The sequence below is a fragment of the Aquimarina sp. AWH4_224 genome (assembly GCF_056160245.1).
Genome location: NZ_JBSWWU010000009.1, coordinates 202,430 through 223,488, shown reverse-complemented (window position 1 = coordinate 223,488; position 21,059 = coordinate 202,430). Strand labels below are relative to the sequence as shown.

Genomic DNA, 21,059 nt, shown 5'->3' with positions numbered 1-21,059 from the left:
GATGTCAAATATTAAAACTGCCGCAAAAGATAAAGTCCCTGTAGGTCAAAAAGCCGCTTTTGGAGCGGGTCATCTTATTAATAATTTAATTCCAGGAATACTTGGGGTTTTTGTTGTTATTCTCAAATCCCCAGAGGGTTTTGCCATGAACACGATTTTGGCGGGTTTAATTGTAGGAATTCCTCGTTTGTTTGATGCGATTACCGATCCGGTGATGGGGTATATTTCTGATAATACCAGTTCAAAATATGGTAGAAGAAGGCCTTATATTTTCTTGGGGGCGATATTTACAGGTATAATTTTTGCCGTTTTGTGGCAAGTACATGATGTAAATCCAGAAATGTACAACTTTTGGTATTTACTGTGTTTCTCTATCCTTTTGATTTTTGGAAATACTATTTTCTCCACTCCATTAATAGCATTAGGGTACGAAATGACATCAGATTACAATGAACGTACCCGACTTATGAGTTTTGCCAATACTATTGGTCAAATTGCCTGGATGCTGGTTCCTTTTTTATATGTGTTGATCCCTGATAAAAACCTGTTCGATTCGCAACCAGAAGGGGTACGAAAAATAGCATTGATATCAGGAATTGTTATCATAGTTCTTGGGATTTTACCAGCGCTGTTTTGTAGAGGTATCGATGCCAGCAAAATGAAAGGGAGAGAGGAAATTACGCTAAAAAGTATTTGGAGTAGTATGGGAAAAATATTCAAAGGGATCAAACTGGTGTTCAAAAATGCTCCTTTTGTAAAATTGTGTTTGGCTACCTTTTTAGTGTTTAACGGTTTTCAAATTGTAGCAGAATTTGGAGTGTTTATTATCAATTTCTACATGTTTGATGGAGATTGGGGCGCTTCAAAATGGTGGGTAGCACTTTTCCCGGCGGTAACTGCAGCATATACTGCCTTTATTGCCATACCTATAATTAACTTGATGGCCAATAAATATGGGAAACGCAAAGCATTTATTATTGCAACAACCATATCCATTATCGGATACTTATTGAAATGGTGGGGATTCAATCCCGAAAACCCTTATATGATTTTCTTACCGATCCCATTGATGGCATTTGGTATGGGGTGCTTGTTTACGCTAATGATGTCCATGACAGCCGATGTATGTGATTTGGATGAGTTAGAAAATGGAATGCCTAGAAAAGAGGGGACCTTTGGAGCTATCTACTGGTGGATGATAAAAGTGGGGCAAGGATTAGCATTGGTGTTTTCAGGGATTATTCTTAGTCTATTGGGATATGACCCAACTGCATCGACACAAACTGCAGAAGCGTTAACGGGAATGCGTATTACAGATATCGCATTACCCGCCATTACTGCAGGGTTGGCGATTTGGGTAATGTGGAAATATAGTTTGACCGAAGATAGAGCCAGAGCAATTAAGGCAGAATTGGTAGAGCGTAGAGGAGAGTTATAATTTTTAAATAGAAAATGTACAATCATGTCAATTAGAACTGAGAAATTTTTAGCATTAGCATCGATAGATTATGCAGGGAAGAGTGTGGAAGATCTGCAAGAGATGTTCAGAGAGTTTTTGGCAGAAGGCATGTATGGATTGTGTTTTAGTCCTTATGTAGAAGGCCAGCAGCCGGGAGATCAGTTGTCTGAAGCACAGATAAGACGTCGTATGGAAATCATAGCCCCACATACCAAGTGGGTACGGTCTTTTTCTACTACAGAAGGAAATGAGCTGATTCCAAAAATTGCCAAAGAATATGGAATAAAAACCCTGGTGGGAGCATGGCTAGGAGATGATGACGCTATCAACCAAAAAGAAGTAGCGAATCTTATAGCATTGCATGAAGAAGGATGTATTGATATTGCCGCAGTTGGAAATGAAGTACTATATCGAGGGGATTTGACCGAACAAGAGTTACTAGATTTTATCCATCTGGCCAAATCAAAAATAAAAGATATCCCAGTTGGGTATGTGGATGCCTATTATGAGTTTGTAGATCATCCTAGAATTAGCGAAGCTTGTGATGTTATTTTGGCCAATTGTTATCCTTTTTGGGAAGGCTGTGATCTGGACTACTCATTATTGTATATGAAAGATATGTACCAAAGAGCGCTACGGGCAGGAAATGGAAAAAAAGTGATCATTTCTGAAACAGGTTGGCCGAGTAAAGGAACAAATCTAGAAGGAGCATTCCCATCCTACGAAAATGCAATAAAGTACTTTATCAACACCCAAAAATGGGCGAATGAAGAAGGAATCGAATTATTTTATTTTTCTTCTTTTGACGAATCTTGGAAAGTAGGTGCAGAAGGCGATGTTGGCGCATACTGGGGGATTTGGGATAAAAACGAAAAGATGAAGTTTTAAGCTAAAACCGAAGTAATAGATCAAGATTTTTACTGGAGTTAGTGCACATTTTATTCATTAAGTTGTTTATACTATAATTCTACTTTTTTTTTAAAAAACTTGTAAGGTTTACTTTTTTTTACCTACTTTTATACTGTAATTAAAAAAATTACAGTAATGATCAAGACCAAATTTTCCATAGCAATACATATCATGACACTATTAGCCATGTATAAAGAAGATTGGATGAATTCTACTTGGATTGCTGAAAGTTTGAATATCAATCCAGTATTAGTGCGAAAAGAAATCGCAGCTCTAAAAGCAGGTGGATTGGTAGAGAGTAAAGAAGGAAAAAACGGAGGAGTTAAATTGTTGATAGATGCCAATAAGATACGACTATCTGATATTTTCAAAATCGCAAAAGGTACCGATACGGTATTATCTCCTTTAAAAAATAAACCAAACCCAAACTGTAGAGTAGGAAAACAGATTAATTCAAAAATGGATACGATCTTGGAAGATATCGATACGGCAATTAGTAAAGAACTAGAGAAGCAAACTTTAGAAGAGTTTATGAATCAATTCTAAAAAATTTTACTTTAAACTGTAATAAAAAAAGTTACAATATAATGAAAATAAGAAACAATATCATCACCATTGACGGGATAGCACTGTTTTACCGAGAAGCAGGTAATCCGAATAACGAAACCATTCTGTTACTGCATGGTTTTCCTTCCTCCTCACATATGTATAGGGAAATTATAGATTTACTAGCAGAAGATTACCATCTGATTGCTCCAGACTATCCAGGGTTTGGGTTAAGTGAAGCTCCAACCATAACGGATTATGAATATACTTTTGATAATATCACTAGTACGATGGAGAGGTTTATTGAAGCACTTGAACTATCTTCTTTTTACCTAATGATGCAAGATTACGGTGGGCCTATAGGCTTACGGATCGCTTCAAAAAGACCTGATCGGATCAAAGGATTGCTCATTCAAAACGCAAATGCCTATCTGGAAGGTTTGGGAGAATGGGCCCAGAAAATTGGGAAATTTCAGCAGGAAAATGACTTAGTGGGACTTACCAACTTCAAAGATTATTTAATGTCACCAGAAGGTATAAAAGAACAATACCTTCACGAACATATCGAAGAGGATAAGATAGATCCAACTTCTTATCTAACAGACATTGCCTTTATGCAACGTAGCGGGATTCATGAAAAACAAACGGTATTGTTTACCAATTATGGAACCAACTTTCCAAAATATGCAGATTGGCAATCGTACTTCAAGACACATCAACCCAAAACACTGATTGTTTGGGGAATCCATGACAAATTTTTTAGTAAAGAAGGCGCAGAAGCATATACCAAAGATCTGGTAAATGCTCAGATCCATCTTTTCGAAGGAGGGCATTTTATGCTGGAAGAATACCCGCAAGAAGTAGCAAAGCTTATCAAGAATTTTATCAAATAATATATAAACTTAAAATTATTTTACAATGAAAATTACAATCGTTGGAGCCGGAGGAAACATCGGCCAAAGAATCACCAGAGAAGCAGCAAATAGAGCACACGAGTTGAATTTAATCACATCAAAACAAGTATCGGATTTTCAGCTAGAGTATACCCAAAACGTACAAACAAGCCAAGTAGATATTTTTAATACAGATGATTTGGCACAAGCCTTTAGTGGTAGTGATGTTGTGATTAGTTCCTACGCACCTCCGCATGATAATAATGATCAACTTATCGAGGCTTCAAAATCTTTGGTTCAAGCTGCAAAGAAAGCAGGAACACGATTGATTGTTGTAGGAGGAGCGGGAAGCTTGAATGTAGCGGATGATCTATTGCTGATCGATGCTCCCAATTTTCCATCAGAATATAAATCAATAGCGCAGGCACATCTTACTACTTTGCAAGAAGTTTATCGACCAGAAACTGAGCTGAATTGGACCAATGTATCTCCATCTGCATATATTTTTGAAGGAGAACGCACGGGAAACTTTAGAATAGCCGAAGATACTTTGATTAGTAATGAAAAAGGGGAAAGTGCCATTTCGATGGAGGATTTTGCCGTTGCCATATTGGATGAGGTGAATGCATCTAAATTTCTAAAGAAAAGATTCACAGTCGGATATTAAGATCTTATTGATGTCTTTCAAATAAACATAATCTAGATGGTATGAATCAGCCAATTATTTCAAAATTAAGGATATATCCTATCAAGTCTTTGGGGTTTTTAGAAGTAGAAGAAGCCGAAATCGGTATGCATTCGTTAAAAAATGATAGAATTTTTGCCATGGTTGACGAAGATGGGCGATATGTTAACGGCAAAAGAACCAGTCTCGTGAATCAGCTAAAAACTAGCTACGACCTTGAAGAAGGAATGGTGTATTTTAGCGAAAAAACAGCCAAAGATCCTATTGGATTCGAGCTAAGAGAAGAGAATACCGATTTGAACAACTATCTAAGCGATTTCTTTGATATCAAGCTTCGATTGATACAAGACGAGCAAGGAAGGTTAATGGACATTCCTTTTGAGAGTAGTGTAACAGTAGTAAGCGAAGCTTCGTTACAGTATTTGCAAAAAGATTTGGACCGATATTCCCTGGAAAATATGCGTCTTAGATTTCGTTCCAATATCGAACTCTCAGGAGTCGAAGCATTTTGGGAAGAACAGTTGTATGTACAACCAGGAGTCGGGGTAAGATTTCAGATGGGAGACGTAGAAATGATCGGGATCAGTCCAAGAGCGAGATGTAATGTGCCTCCTCAATCTCCCATCGATGGAGAAATGGATTTCCGTTTTGCCAAAAATATGATGGAGAGCCGAAGCAAGCATGTTGACTCTATTGATAATGTGCTTCAATATGGTAAAAGCCCTTATTTTTTAACAATCAACGTATTTGTTCCAAAAACAGAACAAGGAAAAAAAATAAATCTTAATGATCCGATTAAAAATCTAGAATCGGTGCAATTGAGAGCTTGATTTCGTTTTTTACTTATAGTGCTATCGAACCCATAGCATCATAACAAGAACCCGGCAGAGATGTCGGGTTTTTTATAGTTGTAAAAAGGAACAGTAAAAGAGCCCTAAACAGAAAGAGTTGTGGTCGTAAATCTTTATGGATATGTCGGTTTTGTAATAGTAGAATAGTAAGTGATCCTCTAATTTTATAGGTAAGTATAACATACTGAAACCAACAACATAAAGGGATTACGCATGAAGCAGATTTATAACAGTATTATTTTGGTTTTTGCTATAGTTTTTACATCTGGTTGCGCGAGTTATGCTCCAAAAACTAATGATCTAACTGCAATTTTAGTAAAGACAAATGAAACAATAACTCAACTAGAGGAGAAGATATTAATTTCAAAAGACAGAGAATTGATCAATGCATATGCTGAATTAGATCAAAAACAGAAGGAATTATTTCCATTATTAGAAAAATGTAATGAAAAATATGCGCTTACTTCAGAATACCTATCAACACTTCGAGCAACACAAAAGATTTTGGCGGATATGGATAAAAATTTTGATCAGATAACTGACAAAAAATTCATGCTGAATGCCGTTTTCCAGGATTATGAGGCCAAACTACAAACCATTCAGAATACTGCCCAGAATGATGCGACAACCAAAATTAAGGTAGTGGTCAACTCAGGACAAGAAGAAGGTTTTTTTGTATTTGGAAAGTTATCTTTTGAAAAAGAACAGGAAATTAAACGTTTCCGTTTTAATCAGCCCACTCAAAATGCATCCCAAGATTTTGTCCCGGGATATTATTTGTTTTGGTTGGAAAAGGACAACCGCATAAGTGAACCAGAATTACATTTGATCATGAGTAATAATGGTGAAGAAGAAAAAACATTAGTCTTAGCAATTCCAAAAGAATAGGTCTATGTTAGTTTCAAAGTTAAAAGAGGTTTGGAAAGAAATTACCTTACTTAGTACCTGGATAGTTTCGATAACTGGTGCTTTTATCATACCATTACCCTCTTGGTATGCGGCGGACGAGAATACTTCTTTTTTTGTAAAATTTGGAGTGTTCATTGCTACAGTGCTTGCAGGATTTTTGATTTTGTATTCCTTAAGAAATAAGGTGATAAGAACCTGGATGCGCCTTTCTATAGAGTTCATAGTTCTTTTTGTTGGGGTATACGCAACCTATCATTATGCTCGTGAAACCAAAACATTACCGTATCTGCAGAAAGATATTGTTATAGGTAACGAGTTTGTAAGTAATAATCCTTTTGAAGCATTTGAAGTAGCTCATGGATTTTTACCTGCCAGAAATGAGCGAATGATGATTGTTTTAGGGGATCCCGAAAAAGCCTGGACCAAAGAAAGTATCACATCCAATAGAATACAACTTATTATTCTTTTATTTCTGTGTTATCTGTTTTCTGCAGGTTTTATCATTTCTTTTTGCAATCTGATCATTTTGTATAAAGAAAAATACCAAACAGAAGAGCAAAATAATTCGAAGTTGGCTTCCTATGAAAAGTAATAACATTCTGTTGAATTTTTAATAAATAAATCGAACCTTTGTTATAAGGTGTTTAAAATGATACAACTTCTCTCGGATTTAACATTTATTACAGATTGGATTAAAAAAATGATGAGTAGTTTTATGGGAATTTAATAAACCTAAAACCACTAACTCCTGTAACCGTCATTTTTTGATGAATTTTTTTAGAGTTTCTTGTCTATTTGAAAAACTGATACCCGTAAAAAAAACTAGTATTTACCTAGTTCTTACAACCCTTTTTGGTTTGTGGTCTACATCCTCTTTTGCAAAACTTCAAAAAATAGATAGTCTTTTACATCAATTAAATGTGCATGAAAAGGAAGATATTCAAAAAGTAGATTTATTAAATACGATTGGCTACGAATATTGGATTATGGATGCCAACGAGTCCATCAATTTTGGAACAAAAGCATTACAACTATCTCAGCAACTCAAGTATAGAAACGGTGAAGCTCGAGCGAATCGCGTTGTGGGAGTTGCCTATTGGGCGCAAGGAGATCTCAACATGGCGCTGCAATATTTGAATGGATCTCACAAGATATATCAGGAAATTGAGGATAAGACAGGACTTGCCAATACAAGACTTAATATAGGGATGGTATACGCAGATCTCAAGGAGTATAAAAAAGCCAAGTTTTACTATAAACAGGCCATTAATGAGTTTACAGCATTGGGATTAAAGAGTAGAATTGCAACCACGTTTACAAAAATCGGAACGATGCTCGTAGAGCAAGGACAAGATACAGAGGCCTTACGATATCTTACCGATGCGTTGCAAATGCATACCGATTCTAATTTTACCTATGGTATTGCAGAGGCACATAGTAAATTGGGAATGTTATATCTTCATAAAAATGAAATTGAGCAGGCGTATTATCATGTCAAAAGATCAATGGAGTTAGGAAGTATGGTGAGTGATACTGATGGTTTGACCAATAACTTGATTCTTCATGGAAAAATTTTGAGATTATCAGGTCGATTGCAAGAATCGGCTGGAGAATTAAACAAAGGACTACAATTGGCCAAAGAAAATGGTTTAAAAAAGTATGAACTATTGGCTTACGAAGAATTAAAAGAACTAAAAAAACAACAGGGCAACCCCGAAGAAGTCTATGAATTTTATGAACAATATATAATTCTTAGGGATTCTCTCTTTAATTTGGAGAAATCAAAACAAATAGCCTATATGGAGTTCGAAAATGAGTTGGAGAAAAGAGATAAGGCTCTGGAAAGCTTAAAGGCGCAAGAAAAGAAAGATCGATTGATTCAATATTTATTGCTAATGGGGACATTCATATTAGCAATAGGAGGGACTTTTATTTTTGTAATCTATAAACAACGTGCTCAAAAAAGTAAACAACTGGTCACAAAAAATCAGGAACTTCTGGAATCTGCTTTTGAACTGAGCCAGAAAAAACTGGAAAATGCAGAGTTAAAACAGCAAGAGCTCAAACAACAATTAGATTTCAAAAACAAAGAACTGAGTTCGTATACCCTTAACTTCATCAAAAAGAATGAAATTGTACAGCAAATTCAAAAGACTATACAGCAAATTCAAAAAACGTCTTCGGTAGAAAAAAACAAATTAATTGCTGATCTTAATAAGATCGTTAGGAAGAATATGAGTATCGATAAGGATTGGGAAGATTTTAGCCGATTTTTTGAAGATGCGCATCAGGGGTTTTACACTCAGTTAAAGTCAACCCATCCGGACTTAAGTACCAATGATTTAAAAATTTGTTCGCTGATACGATTAAATCTTAACGTAAAGGAGATGGCCAGTATTTTGGGAATCTCGCCAGACAGTGCGCGAACTGCAAGATATCGTCTTCGGAAAAAAATGAAACTGACTCCAGAACAAGAAATCCTATCATATTTGATTCAATTAGAAAACGAAAAAGTAGTGTAATCACAAACTCTCGAAGCCTATTTTTTTGGTTTAATATTTTGATTTACAGTGTTTTAATTTTTTGATGTCTACATAATGTACCCCATTTTTTAACAACTTTTAGGATTGCGTATACATATTGTGCATACCACTATTAAGGTTTTAGACTTTTCTTTCTCTAGTTTTACGATGCATGAATTAACGATATACGATGATGAAACCTAAAACAGCATATGCCAAGAGTGGAGATATCAATATAGCCTATCAGGTTTTTGGTTCCGGATCGGTGGATCTGGTTTATATTCCCGGATGGGTATCCAATATCGATTTGATGTGGTCTTGCCCAGAACTGGTAAGTTTTTTTGAAGAACTCGGCAAGTTTGCAAGAGTAATCTTGTTTGATAAAAGGGGAACTGGACTTTCGGATAGAGTGGTAGATTTTGCAACACTCGAAGAACGAATGGAGGATATCACAGTGGTAATGGATGCGGTAGGATCAGAACAAGCGATACTTTTTGGTCATTCTGAAGGAGGTAGTGTCTCGGCATTGTTTAGTGCGACTTACCCAGAACGCGTGATTTCATTGATCACTTTCGGGATTTTCGCAAAACGGAGATATGCTGAGGATTATCCCTGGGCTCCAACAGATCAAGAACGACAACAGGTTTATGATATGATCGAGAGCAATTGGGGAAGCGGAGAAATGAATCTGGAGTCTCTAGCGCCTTCAAAAGCTGAAGACCCTGTTTTTATGGAGTGGCTAGCGAATTATTTTCGTTCGGGAGCAAGTCCCAGAGCAGCCATGGTGTTGACAAAAATGAATACTCAGGTAGATATTGTAGATATTTTAAGTTCTATAAAAGTACCTACCTTGTTGCTACAAAGAACCGATGATATTGATGTAAAAATTGAAGAAGGGGCGTTTATTGCAAAACACATTCGAGGGGCGAAGTTTGTGGAGCTCGAAGGAAATGATCATTTGTTTTGGGTAGGAAACACCGATATTGTTTTGGAAGAGATGAAAAGCTTTATCCTGAATATCGAACCAGAACCAGTATATGAAAAAAAATTGTATACCGTGATGATCGGTCATTTAGAGGCTTCTGAAGATAATAAGTTACATCAGCAACTCATCCGTAAATGTGTAGATAGGCATCAAGGGAGTATAGTTGCCTACACATCACAAACCTTTACTGCTACTTTTGAAGGCCCTAGCAAAGCAGTACATTGCAGCACAGATCTGGTGCATCTAATGCAAGAACATAATGCAAAACTATCATTGGGTATCGATATCAAAGAATGCTATATCGGGCGTTGTATCTGCGAGGAAACCGAAGGTTTTGCCACGACGATATTCAAAGATCCTGTACCTAACCAGATCATAGTAACACAAACAGTAAAAAATCTGTTGATCGGTACCAATGTGAGTTTCACTCCGTATAAGTCTGTATTCAAAACCGAATCTGGACAATCTTTGTTGCTATTTACAATTGACGAAAAACCAAAATCCAACACCTCACAATATAAGGTAGATCAGGATAAGATACATGCAAACGATTCTTTTTTGGGTAAAGTACTTCAAAACATAGATCATCATATGAGTAATGAAAATTTTGGGGTAGAAATGCTTTGTCAAGAGATTGGGATTAGTGAACGACAGTTACAGCGAAAACTAAAATCCATTACCAATAAATCACCAAATAAACTTATTAGTTCTGTGCGTCTAAATAGAGCCAAGGAACTGCTTCTTAAGCAACAGCATAGTATTGCCGAAATTGCCTTTCAGGCTGGTTTTACAAACCCTTCCTATTTTTCAAAATGTTTTAAAAAAGAATTCGCGATCAAACCTTCAGACCTTATCCGACCTTGATCTATTTTCCTAGCGATTCAGAGGAATGGTGTATTTCAGAATTTAATAGCTTATAGAGCTCTTTTTGGTATGCTTTAGTTGTTGATAGTGAGATTTATAGCGTGGTGTCGGGATAATTAAATTCCTTATTCGATGATGTCGGAAAAAAGATAGTTTTTGGCCGATTTGTACTAGTCTAGATAAGAGTTAATTACGAAATTTGATCTCATACAAATCAATAAAGAAATCTAACACATACTATGAGCAATATGTAGTAGGTTGTCTTTTGAAAGTGTAAAAAGAATGTAGATATATCTTGGATGATGTGGATAATCTTACATGACACATTCAAAAAAAAGAGAGGTATTGCTAAGGGATAATACCTACATGATTTAAATTGGTCACGGCTGTTATTGGGGGATAACAGCCGTTTTACTATTTCTTGGTTGCATATTGCTGTTTTGTGAATGCAAAAAAGGTTATTTATCGTATGCAAGTTAATTGTTGATGTATTTTGATTATTTATTTGTATTTTATTGAAATAACAATCAATAGCAATCCATTAATACTTGATTTTTTTGTTGAAAATGAGATAGCGATACGCCGAGTTGAGTTTCTGAGATCTCTTCTAATACCATAATGACTTCTTTTTGCATCGCAACAGAACCACAAATCATGATCGTACCTTTGTTATTTAAAACAGACGATACCAATTCAGATTGTTTTTGTACTACATCCTGAACATATTTTTTGTCCTTTCCTTCTTGAGAATAGGCGATATAATGATTGGATATCCTGCTTCTGGTGATAAAATCAGTATACATAGTTATAGAATCTCTGGTGCGTCCTCCCCAAAACAAATGATGGTTGGCTTTGGGGTGGCGATTAAGCATTCCTAAAAACGGGGCAATACCTGTCCCGTTCGAAATCATGATAACATCTTTATTTCGTTGAGGATAGTGGAAATCTGGATTTGGTTGTATAATAGCTTCTACCTGCTCATTAGGATGTAGCTGACTCAAATAGTTTGAGCAAACTCCAAATTCATGTTTTTTTACGGACAGGAGAATGTCTCCATCTATTTTGGCAATAGAATACAAACGCTCTACGGAGTCTTCCTTGGGATAAAACGCCAACAGGTCACCAGATTCGAAAGGAATATTCTTTTGCGAACGAAGTCGAAGTAAAAAAGTATCATCACTATTAAGTTCGGTTCTGTTGATTACCGTAAACTGATTGAGCTGTATCTTTTTGTTTTCTGGAGGATTTTTAACTTCAAGCGGTATTTGAGTTTCTTGGCTCCAAGTAGATACCCAATTTTTAAAGTCGGGAAAGGATTGATTATTGATCTTGTAGGGTTCTAAAATTGGCTCGAACTTCGAATTTGTTTGAAGCAGTTGATCTACATCGGTGGCGTATTTACAAAAATCAGGATAGGCAAGAGAACCCAAACCTACTACAGCATATTGTAATGGGTGAATCGGGGTAAGCGTATTGAATAATTGAGTAAATTTTTTGGCATTGGTCGGAGGTTCACCCACGCCATAGGTGGCAGTAAAAATAATCAGGTGCTTTGCCTTTTTATATAGACTATATTGGTTTAATTCTGAAACAAAAACGGTCTTTCCGCTTGCTGATAGCGCATTTGCAAAAAGATTTGCGAATTTAAAGGTACTTCCCGTCTCCGAGCCTACTAATATGATGTATTCTGATTCATCTTTGGAGTGCCTTAAATTCGAATTTATCAGATTTTTTCGTCTTTTTAATGTCATGGCAAAACCAGAGTACATAAAGAAGAGGATAGAACATGATGATAACAACAAAATAATAGACCAAAGTACATTACCTTGTCCGGTATGCAAAATAGAACTCCACGAAGAAACAAAAGCAACAAAAGGGTAGGATTGTTGACTAATAATAGCTCCAGTAAATTGATTCACGATAACTTCTTTGTCCGATAATTTTAACAAGAAATAATCTTCTTCGGCTTCAGAAAATGGGAATTCTACTGTTCTTACATTTTTCAATTGCGTGGTTTTGAAAATTTCAAAATCCTGAATAGTCAATTTTGGAGAAGCTGTAAAAGAAACATCCTCTATTTGGTGAGAAATTTTGGGTTTTGGCAATACTGAAAACCGTTCCAAAGACAAGTATACTCCGGTAATAGCAACAATAAGAACTGGAATAAGAAAAAGCCTTCCAAAAACGATATGATAATACTGAGAAAAATATTCTTTTTCGATTTTGCCAAAAAACTTTCGGATACCTCCTTGCCTTTTAAGAATCAATAGTATACCTGTTATCGCAATAATAATTAATAGAAAGGAAATTAATCCAACAAAAAAACGTCCGATACTTTTCAAGAATAGCGAACGATGCAGATTGGTGGCAAACTTAAAAATAGGGGCTTTTTCTGTCGGGGTACCCAATTTTTTTCCAGTTAAAGGGTTGACGTATATGGTTTCGCTTTTCCCCTCATTGGTAATTACGGATGCTAGCAGAGCATCATTAGCATCAATTTCAAAACTGATGACCTCTTCGTAGTTTTCTTTTAGAGTGGTTATGGTTTCTGAAAGCGTAAGTGTTTTGCTTTCTTTTATCGCATACGAATGAATGGAATCTGAAATGGGTTCAAAAGCCAAAATAATTCCAGTAATAGAAGCAATACATAAAAAAAGCGAAGAAGATATAGCCAACACAAGGTGGCTATATCTCCAGATTGAAATGGTCATATGGCTCTAATAATTATTGTGGAAGCATACGCACGTATCGTATAAATCCTTTTCCTTCAATTTTACTCTTGATGGTTTCGGAGGTGAGTTCAAATTGAATATCATCTTTGTAATATTCCTGATCTTCAACAGCAGTTTCAAAACGAATTTTATATCCGGTATCAATTTTATCATTCTCAATTTCAATAACACTGATAGCACGTTCACCACCGCTTATGGTAGCACCAGTAATGGCATCGATGTCTGGGCGTCTTTTCCCATAAAAACTCCACCACTCGGGGATGTCGTGGTACCATTCTTCATCCTCACCCTGTACATGAAGTGTTTTTTTATAATTTCCATCTGCATCCAGCAAAGAAATAACAACATAGGCTCCCTCTCCTGTATAGTTAACCATCTGGATGAGACATTTGTATTTGGTGCTCTCTGTAGTGGTTTTAAAACTAGAAAAAGCAAAAATGATAATCATCAAAAATGAACAAAGACCGAAAAAAAGTTTGTTCCTCATCGTATTTTATTATTTAAGTAAATTCAACACTAAATTATTCTCCTGCAATAACTCATTTTCGCGAGCCAGGTCTAAGGCAGATTCCTCGAAATCAGTTTTTATAGATTTGTCTGCACCGATAGACAACAAGTAGGTAAGAATTTTATCGTCTTTTGAAGTCATTGCAGCTTTATGCAAAGCAGTAATTCCATCCTTGTTTTTAGCATTGACATCAATGCCTAACGCATTGACTTTTTTTAATAAGTCGATATTCTTTTTGTCCAAAGCGATATGAAACAGCGTATTTCCGTTTCCTTGTCCTTTGGTCAATACCAAACCTTTTTTGGTTAATATTTCCATCTTACGCTCAAAGTCATCTTGTTTTTTTGGATTATAAGAATTGATCAAGTAGTAGGCAAGGGTATTTCCTTTTTGGTCCGTAATCGATACATCCGCTCCTTTATCCATCAAAAACTGAACAATTTCGTTTGAATTTCGTTCTATAGCATAGGTCAATACCGATTTTCCTTTACCATCTTGTGCATTGATGGCTATACCTTTATCTATAAAATAATTTAAGATCTCTTTGTCCTTGCTTTTGGCCGCAAGAATATGCAAAGGTGTTACCCCATTTTTGTCGGTTACATTTGGTGAGACTCCTAAATTCTCGAGATAGGTATAGACTTCTATGGTATTTGCATGTCCGCGAGTAGCTTGACTTGCAAAAAGCATCGCATTTCCGTTTTCTTTATTTAGTCCTTTGAAAGCAACTCCTTTTCTGATTAGATAGTCTAATAATTTGGTATTTCCTTTTTTGGAAGCGTAGTTAAAAATCCCATTCCCAGAATTATCGGTGCTATGTAAATCGATTCCTTTAGCTGTAAAATAGTCGATGAGGGAATAATCAGTAATGAAAGGAGCAACTAACAATAAAGCATTAGCGCCGTCATTATTCTTTTCCTGATCAATACGGGCACCATGTTGGATACAGAAATCGTAAAGATTGGTGTTAAGTTGTCCGGTAACGGCTGCAAAATTGGTCAGTGAATATCCATGACTATCTATAATATCAGTTTTTGCTCCTTTATCTACCAAAAATTGCATCATCTCCAGATTGTTCTTGTAAGCGGCCCAAAATATGTAGGTTCTCCCATCATGGGTCAGTTTATTAACATCATTCCCTTGTTTTGAAAGAAGGTGTTTTACCGTGGCATTATCTACTTTTTCGATCAAAGCCCAGGATACTGCATCAAAATAGTGTTGGTTTAACTCGGCAACATCATTTCCTTCTTTAATTTTTTGCTCAATTTCGGCAATACTAGGGTTGGTTTTCCAGTAGGCACGATTCAAAAAAACATTGGCATCTTGTGCCAATGTTATTCCTGCTACAAAGAACAAGGTTATACAAAGCATTCTTTTCATCTGCTTGTTTTATTTTATAACTATTATTTTTTTACAAAAGATTCGATCACTTTAGCGATATCATTTTCTTGGGTATAATCTTCAGAGAATAAGTGTTTGTACAAAGCTTTGTTATCTACTTTTGCTTCTAAGGATAAGTTTGTATTTCTACCAAATACTTCATCCCATTTATTTCGAACCAAAGCCCATTTTCCTTGATGTTCTTTCCACCAATCGGCTGCAGCTTGGCATTTACTATCATCCACTTTTACGTAGGTATTATATCCTTTTTCTTTGGCTAATAGCATGTCTTCTTTTCCGTTTTCTCTTACGATTTTTTCATTATCCTGATCATGCACCCAACCATTGCTAGTAATTTCATGTCGATTACCTCTGATCATTAAATTATAATCACTTCTTGTTGTTTTTTCACGTCTTGGCAGTGGAGCTGGAGTAGTGTTTTCCCAGAAGCTTTTTCCATCTACATGCACCCATGTCGAAGAACCTTCATATCTAGGGCTGTCATCTACTTGATATACTTTTTGGGTCCATTGCCCCTTTACACTAGGCTTTGATTTGGTTTCATACAACCAATTATTATTGCTATCAAACATGTAAAAATCAGTATTCTCGAATAGCCAATCTTGTCTCCAGTGTTTCACAATATGTGGTTTTGACGGATTCCCAACTTGTAAAATGTGTTGAATAGATACTTTGTCTTTTTCATCAACAACCAGTTGCGCCCATTCCAATCCTTTATCCGTTTTGGACTTGGATCCTTTATATAATGAATCTTTGCTGTATTGAAAAGTTTCTGCAAAGTTAAAGGTCACTTCAAAACAACCACACATACTCTTGATGGCGTTAAGATCTTTTGTCTTTTTGTTTTGTGCATTAAGCGAAAAGGTAATTATGATTCCAAATGCAATAGAAGTTATTGTTTTCATTGTTAGATGTTTTGATAAAATTTTTTCCAAAATTACTTAAATTTATTTAGAATAAATAAAAATAACGAATATATTTGCGCATTATTAAGAATGATTATAAATAGTAATAATGGGTAAAGAATTGTATATGAGTGTGTTAATTGTTTTTGTGTTTGCAAAAATATTTTCACAGGAAATTGTAACAGATACCACAAGGGTTACCGAAATGGACGAAATTGTTCTTACTGCGACACGAACCGCACGGCAACTTTCTTCTTTACCTCTTCCAGTCACCTTAGTGGATAAAAAAAATATTATTCAATCAGGAACCATACGTTTAGATGAAATCCTAAATGAACAAACGGGCATTATCACCGTTGCTGATGAAAGTGGTTTTGAAGGAGTTCAGATTCAAGGGATAGCTTCAGATTACATACTGATCCTAATAGATGGAGTTCCTTTGGTAGGCAGAAGTGCTGGTAATTTTGATATTAGTCGACTTACCGTAGGAAATATAAAGCAAATAGAGGTCGTAAAAGGCCCGTCTAGCAGCCTTTATGGATCCGAAGCATTAGGAGGAGTGATCAATATCATTACCGAAAAACCTAAAACCGAAACTTTATCAGGGAGTGCATCGTATCGTATAGGAAGCTTCATGCAACAGGATATCAATTTGGATATTAAACAAAGGGTTAAAAATTTCAGATATGGAATTTTTGCTAATAGATTTTCGAGCGATGGGTATGACCTTAATCCTGATGTTGATGGCCAAACGGTAAACCCTTTTGAGAATTATACATTGAATGCCAGGGTATACAACGATTTTTCGGATCAACTATCATTATTTGCCTCTGCACGATATTATAATCAAAATCAAGAGGCTGGTTTTACACTAGACGATACCAGTTTTGAGGGAGATAGCGAAGAGGAGGAATGGAATGCCCATTTGCGATTTGATCATGAGTTTAACACCAAACTCGATCTGGAATATGAGCTGTATTATACCAATTATACGGCTACAGAGAGGTTGGTTGACCCTATATCAGACGATGTTTTGACGGATAGTAATTTTGATCAAAGACTTCTTAGACCAGAAGTAAGAGGAACGTATACCTTCAAAAATGAAAGTAAACTTACCACCGGTTTTGGATTTCAGTATGACGAATTGGATCGTACATTTTTTGATGAAACCGTGGATTTTACTTCTCAATATGGGTATGTACAATACGATACAGATCTTTTTGAAAAGGTAAACCTGATTGCAGGAGCTCGATTTGATAATCATTCTGAATATAGTAATCAGTTAAGTCCCAAATTAGCGCTTCGATATAAGATTACTGATCGAATCGCGGCAAAAGCTTCTGTAGGTTATGGATTTAAAGCTCCGGACTTTAGACAATTGTATTTCGATTTCACGAATTCTGCTGTTGGGTATACAGTGTTGGGATATAATGTGGCGGTAGACAAGCTCAATGAACTTATCGACCAGGGGCAAATTATAGAGGTAGTTGTACCCGTGGACGAATTACAAGATCCTCTGGAGGCCGAAAGTTCGATTGGATACAACCTAGGAGCTACTTATAAAGCACCTAAATGGAATGCCGAGGTAAATCTATTCCGAAATGACTTTCAAAACTTAATCGATACTAGAATCATTGCTAGAAAAACCAATGGTCAAAATGTGTTTAGTTATGTAAATTTTGATGAGATCTATACCACAGGTGTAGAAGCAAATTTTGGATATACCTTCAGAGATTTTCTTACGATCAATGCCGGGTACCAATTACTATACGCCTTCGATAAAACAAAAGAAGATCAGGTAAATAGAGGAGAGGTTTTTGCTCGCGATCCCGAAACGAACCAGACCATACAAGTAGAAAGATCCGAATATTTTGGGTTGGTTAACCGATCTCGACACAATGTAAATTTCAAGGTGTTTTGTGATATCCCTTCGATTGATACCAACATCAATCTTAGACTTATTTACCGAAGCAAATATGCACTTTTTGATACCAATGGAAACGGACTTATCGATGATTTTGATACCAGTTTTGTTGACGGTTTTGTGACGACCAATGTGTCTGCTACCAAGACCTTTTTCAAAAACTTCGACTTGCAAATAGGAGCCAATAATCTTTTTGATTATACCGATGCTGCTATCCCAACACTTCCGGGAATACAATTGTACTCTCGACTTAACTATAATTTTTAAAATTTAAAACACAATCAAAATGAAAAAAGTAATTTTAGTACTCACCATTTTTAGTTTCTTCTTTGTCGCCTGCGATAGTGATGATGATAATGGGCCGGTTGTAGAGCCAATACAATCGAAACAATTTGTAAATCTTTTCGCCCCTTCTACCGGGCAACCCGGGCAAGAAGCGGGACCGTTTACCAAGTTTGATTTCGAAACAGGAGAGGTAACCACCAGCGAAACAGATTGGGACATCGCTTTTAGAGCAACTACGATAGCTGTAAATGGCGGAGTAGTAACTGGAACTGTTGATGAACCTGTGCGTAATGGTGAAGCAAGTGCGACTATCGTAAACGGAACATTTGCAAGTGTTACCACGGCAGAGGGACTTACCTTTGGTCAGGATACAGACGGTGGTTTTGCAATACCAATAGGAAGTGATAATGGATGGTACAATTACAACTTTATGACCAATTTGGTAACTCCAATCCCAGGTAAGGTGTTAGTATTTAAGACCAGAAATGGAAACTATGCTAAGATTGAAATCTTAAGCTATTACAAAGATCAGGACAATACCCAAGATTCAAGATACTATACATTCAATTATATCTATAATCCAAATACAGGAGATACTTCTTTTGAGTAGTAAAAACCACTAATCCTGCTTGACAAAAACATAAGACTTCAATAAAACTATGTAACCGGCTTGCTTTAGTTAAGTTATTGTTTTTGTTACTTTTTGTGGCAGGCCCCCTTTGCGTCATCAAAGGGGGCTTTTATTTTTAATCAATCTAACTATAAATCAATAAAATACATCTGTTTATATTGTTTCTATATACTAGTATTCCTAATTTTATAAGAAACTTAAAACCCTTTAAAAATGGCTATTCGATTAGGAAATACCTGTGCAAATTGTGAAAATTTGTTAGACAAAAATGTATGCGCCATCCATAAAGTTATGGTAAGCAGAATTTATACTTGTGATAGTTTTAAGATGCAAGAAGCTTTAAAGGATAATAGAAATTGTGTAACATGTGTTCGTTATGAAGAAAGTGGTTGTGCAAATCCAGAAAAAGCAGCTCCAGGAATGCTTTGTTCGCACTGGGCTCCGCAAAACGCACAGGCGTAAAATTGAACTATCAAGGTAATTTGTAATTGGTTTTGTTTGTATGTTCTTTTACAAGGAATTTACAAACAAAACCGATTTCATAAATTCTTGTATATTTAGATCCTATTACAATTAATCTGGTTCGAGGAGATCTTGAATCAAAAACTTAGATTTTTCACATTCATCAAATATTTTGGGTACAGATTAAACCTTTTCTAGGTTTAGTAGTCTTACATCTACGGACAACCACAAAAACCCAAAATATGACTATAAACAAACTACTTGGTATTACTATAATTTTAATGCTAATCTCCTGTTCTGGAGATGATAATAATGTAGATGTTCCGGATAACGGAACCGAATCTTCTGTGCTTCAACAAATCTTTGGAGACAATATCGATTTAAGCAATCTATATAATTATGCCAATCAAGACATTCCTGTTTATATTACAAAGGACAATACAGATACCAATGTGATTACAGATGCAAAGGCTACATTAGGTAGAGTTTTATTCTATGATAAAAATTTATCTGTAGATAATACTATTGCTTGTGCTAGTTGTCATCAACAAGCTTTTGCTTTTGGCGATAATGCTAATGTTAGTACAGGAGTGAATGGAGTTACGGGTAGACATAGTATGCGTTTAATCAACTCTCGATTTGCAAGAGAAACCCGTTTCTTTTGGGATGAAAGAGCAAATACGCTGGAAGAGCAAACTACACAACCGATACAGGATCATGCCGAAATGGGATTTAGCGGTCAAGATGGAGCGCCTGATTTGTCTGATTTATTGGTAAAGTTAGCCGATTTGGAGTATTACCAAGAACTGTTTGAGTTTGCCTACGGAAATACAACCATTACCGAAGAACGTCTGCAAGAAAGTTTGGCGCAATTTATACGGAGTATCCAATCGTTTGATGCTAAATATGATATTGGGAGAGCACAAGTGCAAAATGATAATCAACCCTTTCCTAATTTTACAGATCAAGAAAATCTAGGGAAGACCTTGTTTTTTACACCACCCAATCAAAACGGTGCAGGTTGTATTACTTGTCATGGAGCTCCCGAGTTCGATATTGATCCTATAAGCTTAAATAATGGGGTTGTCGGGGTATTTGGAGATCCTACTGCCACCGATCTTATAGTTACCAGAGCTCCAACCTTGAGAGATATTTTTAACTATCAAGGAGTTTTGAATGGAGCCTTAATGCACGATGCTAGTTCAGCAACTATGGTGAATGTTATAGAACATTACAATGAAATAGATGCTACAGGCAATACAAATCTTGATAATCGATTAAGAGGTGGGCCAGGAACTAATGGTCAAAACCTGAATCTAACCGAAACAGATATTCTAGCGTTAGAAGCTTTTATAAAAACCTTATCAGGAACCAATGTATATACGGATACAAAATGGAGTGATCCTTTTGTGAATTAATGACACCTTCCATTTCTTGTTAATAACATAATAGTATAAAAAAAGCCACCTAAAGATTTAGGTGGCTTTTTTTATATAGGTAGAATTCAAGAAATATTAAAATGTTGATAATCATGAGTTAATGTGGTGTGTGTGTTTTCATTTTGATGATGTTTCGAATAATCCACGTC

Annotated in this window: 18 protein-coding genes; 14 read left to right on the top strand and 4 right to left on the bottom strand. The window is 35.9% G+C overall.

Going from position 1 to position 21,059, the window contains the following annotated elements; genetic code table 11:
* The first annotated feature begins 1 nt into the window (after position 1).
* The 10 genes from ACXAGJ_RS18350 (at position 2) to ACXAGJ_RS18305 (ending at position 10,623) form a co-directional block, all read left to right on the top strand.
* Positions 2–1,438 (top strand): MFS transporter, encoded by a 1,437-nt coding sequence (locus ACXAGJ_RS18350; protein WP_474841770.1) that lies wholly within the window; start codon positions 2–4, stop codon positions 1,436–1,438.
* A gap of 24 nt (positions 1,439–1,462) precedes the next feature.
* Positions 1,463–2,347, top strand: coding sequence for a glycoside hydrolase family 17 protein (locus tag ACXAGJ_RS18345; protein WP_474841768.1), 885 nt, complete (start codon positions 1,463–1,465; stop codon positions 2,345–2,347).
* A gap of 156 nt (positions 2,348–2,503) precedes the next feature.
* Entirely contained in the window at positions 2,504–2,914 is a 411-nt protein-coding gene (locus tag ACXAGJ_RS18340) for an Rrf2 family transcriptional regulator (protein WP_474841766.1), read from the top strand.
* A gap of 41 nt (positions 2,915–2,955) precedes the next feature.
* Positions 2,956–3,807: an alpha/beta fold hydrolase gene (locus ACXAGJ_RS18335; RefSeq protein ID WP_474841764.1), complete on the top strand. Its 852-nt coding sequence runs from the start codon at positions 2,956–2,958 to the stop codon at positions 3,805–3,807.
* 25 nt (positions 3,808–3,832) lie between these two features.
* Positions 3,833–4,474, top strand: a complete 642-nt coding sequence (locus tag ACXAGJ_RS18330; protein WP_474841762.1) for an NAD(P)-dependent oxidoreductase — start codon at positions 3,833–3,835, stop codon at positions 4,472–4,474.
* A gap of 41 nt (positions 4,475–4,515) precedes the next feature.
* Positions 4,516–5,322, top strand: coding sequence for an MOSC domain-containing protein (locus tag ACXAGJ_RS18325; RefSeq protein ID WP_474841760.1), 807 nt, complete (start codon positions 4,516–4,518; stop codon positions 5,320–5,322).
* Positions 5,323–5,556: 234 nt separating this feature from the next.
* The gene (locus ACXAGJ_RS18320; RefSeq protein ID WP_474841759.1) at positions 5,557–6,231 is read left to right on the top strand and encodes a hypothetical protein; all 675 of its coding nucleotides are present in this window, start codon (positions 5,557–5,559) and stop codon (positions 6,229–6,231) included.
* Between the two features lie 4 nt (positions 6,232–6,235).
* Positions 6,236–6,844 (top strand): hypothetical protein, encoded by a 609-nt coding sequence (locus ACXAGJ_RS18315; RefSeq protein ID WP_474841757.1) that lies wholly within the window; start codon positions 6,236–6,238, stop codon positions 6,842–6,844.
* Positions 6,845–7,109: 265 nt separating this feature from the next.
* Positions 7,110–8,774, top strand: a complete 1,665-nt coding sequence (locus ACXAGJ_RS18310) for a tetratricopeptide repeat protein (protein WP_474841755.1) — start codon at positions 7,110–7,112, stop codon at positions 8,772–8,774.
* Positions 8,775–8,964: 190 nt separating this feature from the next.
* On the top strand, positions 8,965–10,623 hold the full coding sequence (locus ACXAGJ_RS18305; RefSeq protein WP_474841753.1) for an alpha/beta fold hydrolase: 1,659 nt from the start codon (positions 8,965–8,967) through the stop codon (positions 10,621–10,623).
* 527 nt (positions 10,624–11,150) lie between these two features.
* Here the strand turns inward: ACXAGJ_RS18305 and ACXAGJ_RS18300 are convergent.
* From ACXAGJ_RS18300 to ACXAGJ_RS18285, 4 genes are read right to left on the bottom strand one after another with little or no spacing between them, the layout of a single operon-like run.
* On the bottom strand, positions 11,151–13,334 hold the full coding sequence (locus ACXAGJ_RS18300) for a PepSY domain-containing protein (RefSeq protein WP_474841751.1): 2,184 nt from the start codon (positions 13,332–13,334) through the stop codon (positions 11,151–11,153).
* A gap of 13 nt (positions 13,335–13,347) precedes the next feature.
* A complete protein-coding gene (locus ACXAGJ_RS18295) occupies positions 13,348–13,842 on the bottom strand; it encodes a DUF2271 domain-containing protein (RefSeq protein WP_073319200.1) in 495 nt (164 codons plus the stop codon).
* 9 nt (positions 13,843–13,851) lie between these two features.
* Positions 13,852–15,243, bottom strand: coding sequence for an ankyrin repeat domain-containing protein (locus ACXAGJ_RS18290; protein WP_474841749.1), 1,392 nt, complete (start codon positions 15,241–15,243; stop codon positions 13,852–13,854).
* A gap of 23 nt (positions 15,244–15,266) precedes the next feature.
* The gene (locus ACXAGJ_RS18285) at positions 15,267–16,169 is read right to left on the bottom strand and encodes a DUF6607 family protein (RefSeq protein ID WP_474841747.1); all 903 of its coding nucleotides are present in this window, start codon (positions 16,167–16,169) and stop codon (positions 15,267–15,269) included.
* A gap of 127 nt (positions 16,170–16,296) precedes the next feature.
* Between ACXAGJ_RS18285 and ACXAGJ_RS18280 the strand changes: the two genes are divergently transcribed.
* The 4 genes from ACXAGJ_RS18280 to ACXAGJ_RS18265 all read left to right on the top strand — a co-directional run bounded on the left by ACXAGJ_RS18280 (position 16,297) and on the right by ACXAGJ_RS18265 (position 20,889).
* Positions 16,297–18,360, top strand: coding sequence for a TonB-dependent receptor plug domain-containing protein (locus ACXAGJ_RS18280; RefSeq protein ID WP_474841745.1), 2,064 nt, complete (start codon positions 16,297–16,299; stop codon positions 18,358–18,360).
* A 19-nt stretch (positions 18,361–18,379) separates the two neighbouring features.
* Positions 18,380–18,988, top strand: a complete 609-nt coding sequence (locus ACXAGJ_RS18275; RefSeq protein WP_474841743.1) for an HmuY family protein — start codon at positions 18,380–18,382, stop codon at positions 18,986–18,988.
* 234 nt (positions 18,989–19,222) lie between these two features.
* Entirely contained in the window at positions 19,223–19,471 is a 249-nt protein-coding gene (locus tag ACXAGJ_RS18270; RefSeq protein ID WP_073319185.1) for a hypothetical protein, read from the top strand.
* Positions 19,472–19,713: 242 nt separating this feature from the next.
* Positions 19,714–20,889, top strand: a complete 1,176-nt coding sequence (locus ACXAGJ_RS18265; RefSeq protein ID WP_474841741.1) for a cytochrome-c peroxidase — start codon at positions 19,714–19,716, stop codon at positions 20,887–20,889.
* The last annotated feature ends 170 nt before the right edge of the window (positions 20,890–21,059 follow it).

Excerpts from the sequence above, each read along its gene's own strand:
- ACXAGJ_RS18350 (WP_474841770.1), top strand. The coding sequence starts at position 2 with ATGTCAAATATTAAAACTGCCGCAAAAGATAAAGTCCCTGTAGGTCAA.
- ACXAGJ_RS18345 (WP_474841768.1), top strand. The coding sequence starts at position 1,463 with ATGTCAATTAGAACTGAGAAATTTTTAGCATTAGCATCGATAGATTAT.
- ACXAGJ_RS18340 (WP_474841766.1), top strand. The coding sequence starts at position 2,504 with ATGATCAAGACCAAATTTTCCATAGCAATACATATCATGACACTATTA.
- ACXAGJ_RS18335 (WP_474841764.1), top strand. The coding sequence starts at position 2,956 with ATGAAAATAAGAAACAATATCATCACCATTGACGGGATAGCACTGTTT.
- ACXAGJ_RS18330 (WP_474841762.1), top strand. The coding sequence starts at position 3,833 with ATGAAAATTACAATCGTTGGAGCCGGAGGAAACATCGGCCAAAGAATC.
- ACXAGJ_RS18325 (WP_474841760.1), top strand. The coding sequence starts at position 4,516 with ATGAATCAGCCAATTATTTCAAAATTAAGGATATATCCTATCAAGTCT.
- ACXAGJ_RS18320 (WP_474841759.1), top strand. The coding sequence starts at position 5,557 with ATGAAGCAGATTTATAACAGTATTATTTTGGTTTTTGCTATAGTTTTT.
- ACXAGJ_RS18315 (WP_474841757.1), top strand. The coding sequence starts at position 6,236 with ATGTTAGTTTCAAAGTTAAAAGAGGTTTGGAAAGAAATTACCTTACTT.
- ACXAGJ_RS18305 (WP_474841753.1), top strand. The coding sequence starts at position 8,965 with ATGATGAAACCTAAAACAGCATATGCCAAGAGTGGAGATATCAATATA.
- ACXAGJ_RS18300 (WP_474841751.1), bottom strand. The coding sequence starts at position 13,334 with ATGACCATTTCAATCTGGAGATATAGCCACCTTGTGTTGGCTATATCT.
- ACXAGJ_RS18295 (WP_073319200.1), bottom strand. The coding sequence starts at position 13,842 with ATGAGGAACAAACTTTTTTTCGGTCTTTGTTCATTTTTGATGATTATC.
- ACXAGJ_RS18290 (WP_474841749.1), bottom strand. The coding sequence starts at position 15,243 with ATGAAAAGAATGCTTTGTATAACCTTGTTCTTTGTAGCAGGAATAACA.
- ACXAGJ_RS18285 (WP_474841747.1), bottom strand. The coding sequence starts at position 16,169 with ATGAAAACAATAACTTCTATTGCATTTGGAATCATAATTACCTTTTCG.
- ACXAGJ_RS18280 (WP_474841745.1), top strand. The coding sequence starts at position 16,297 with ATGAGTGTGTTAATTGTTTTTGTGTTTGCAAAAATATTTTCACAGGAA.
- ACXAGJ_RS18275 (WP_474841743.1), top strand. The coding sequence starts at position 18,380 with ATGAAAAAAGTAATTTTAGTACTCACCATTTTTAGTTTCTTCTTTGTC.
- ACXAGJ_RS18270 (WP_073319185.1), top strand. The coding sequence starts at position 19,223 with ATGGCTATTCGATTAGGAAATACCTGTGCAAATTGTGAAAATTTGTTA.
- ACXAGJ_RS18265 (WP_474841741.1), top strand. The coding sequence starts at position 19,714 with ATGACTATAAACAAACTACTTGGTATTACTATAATTTTAATGCTAATC.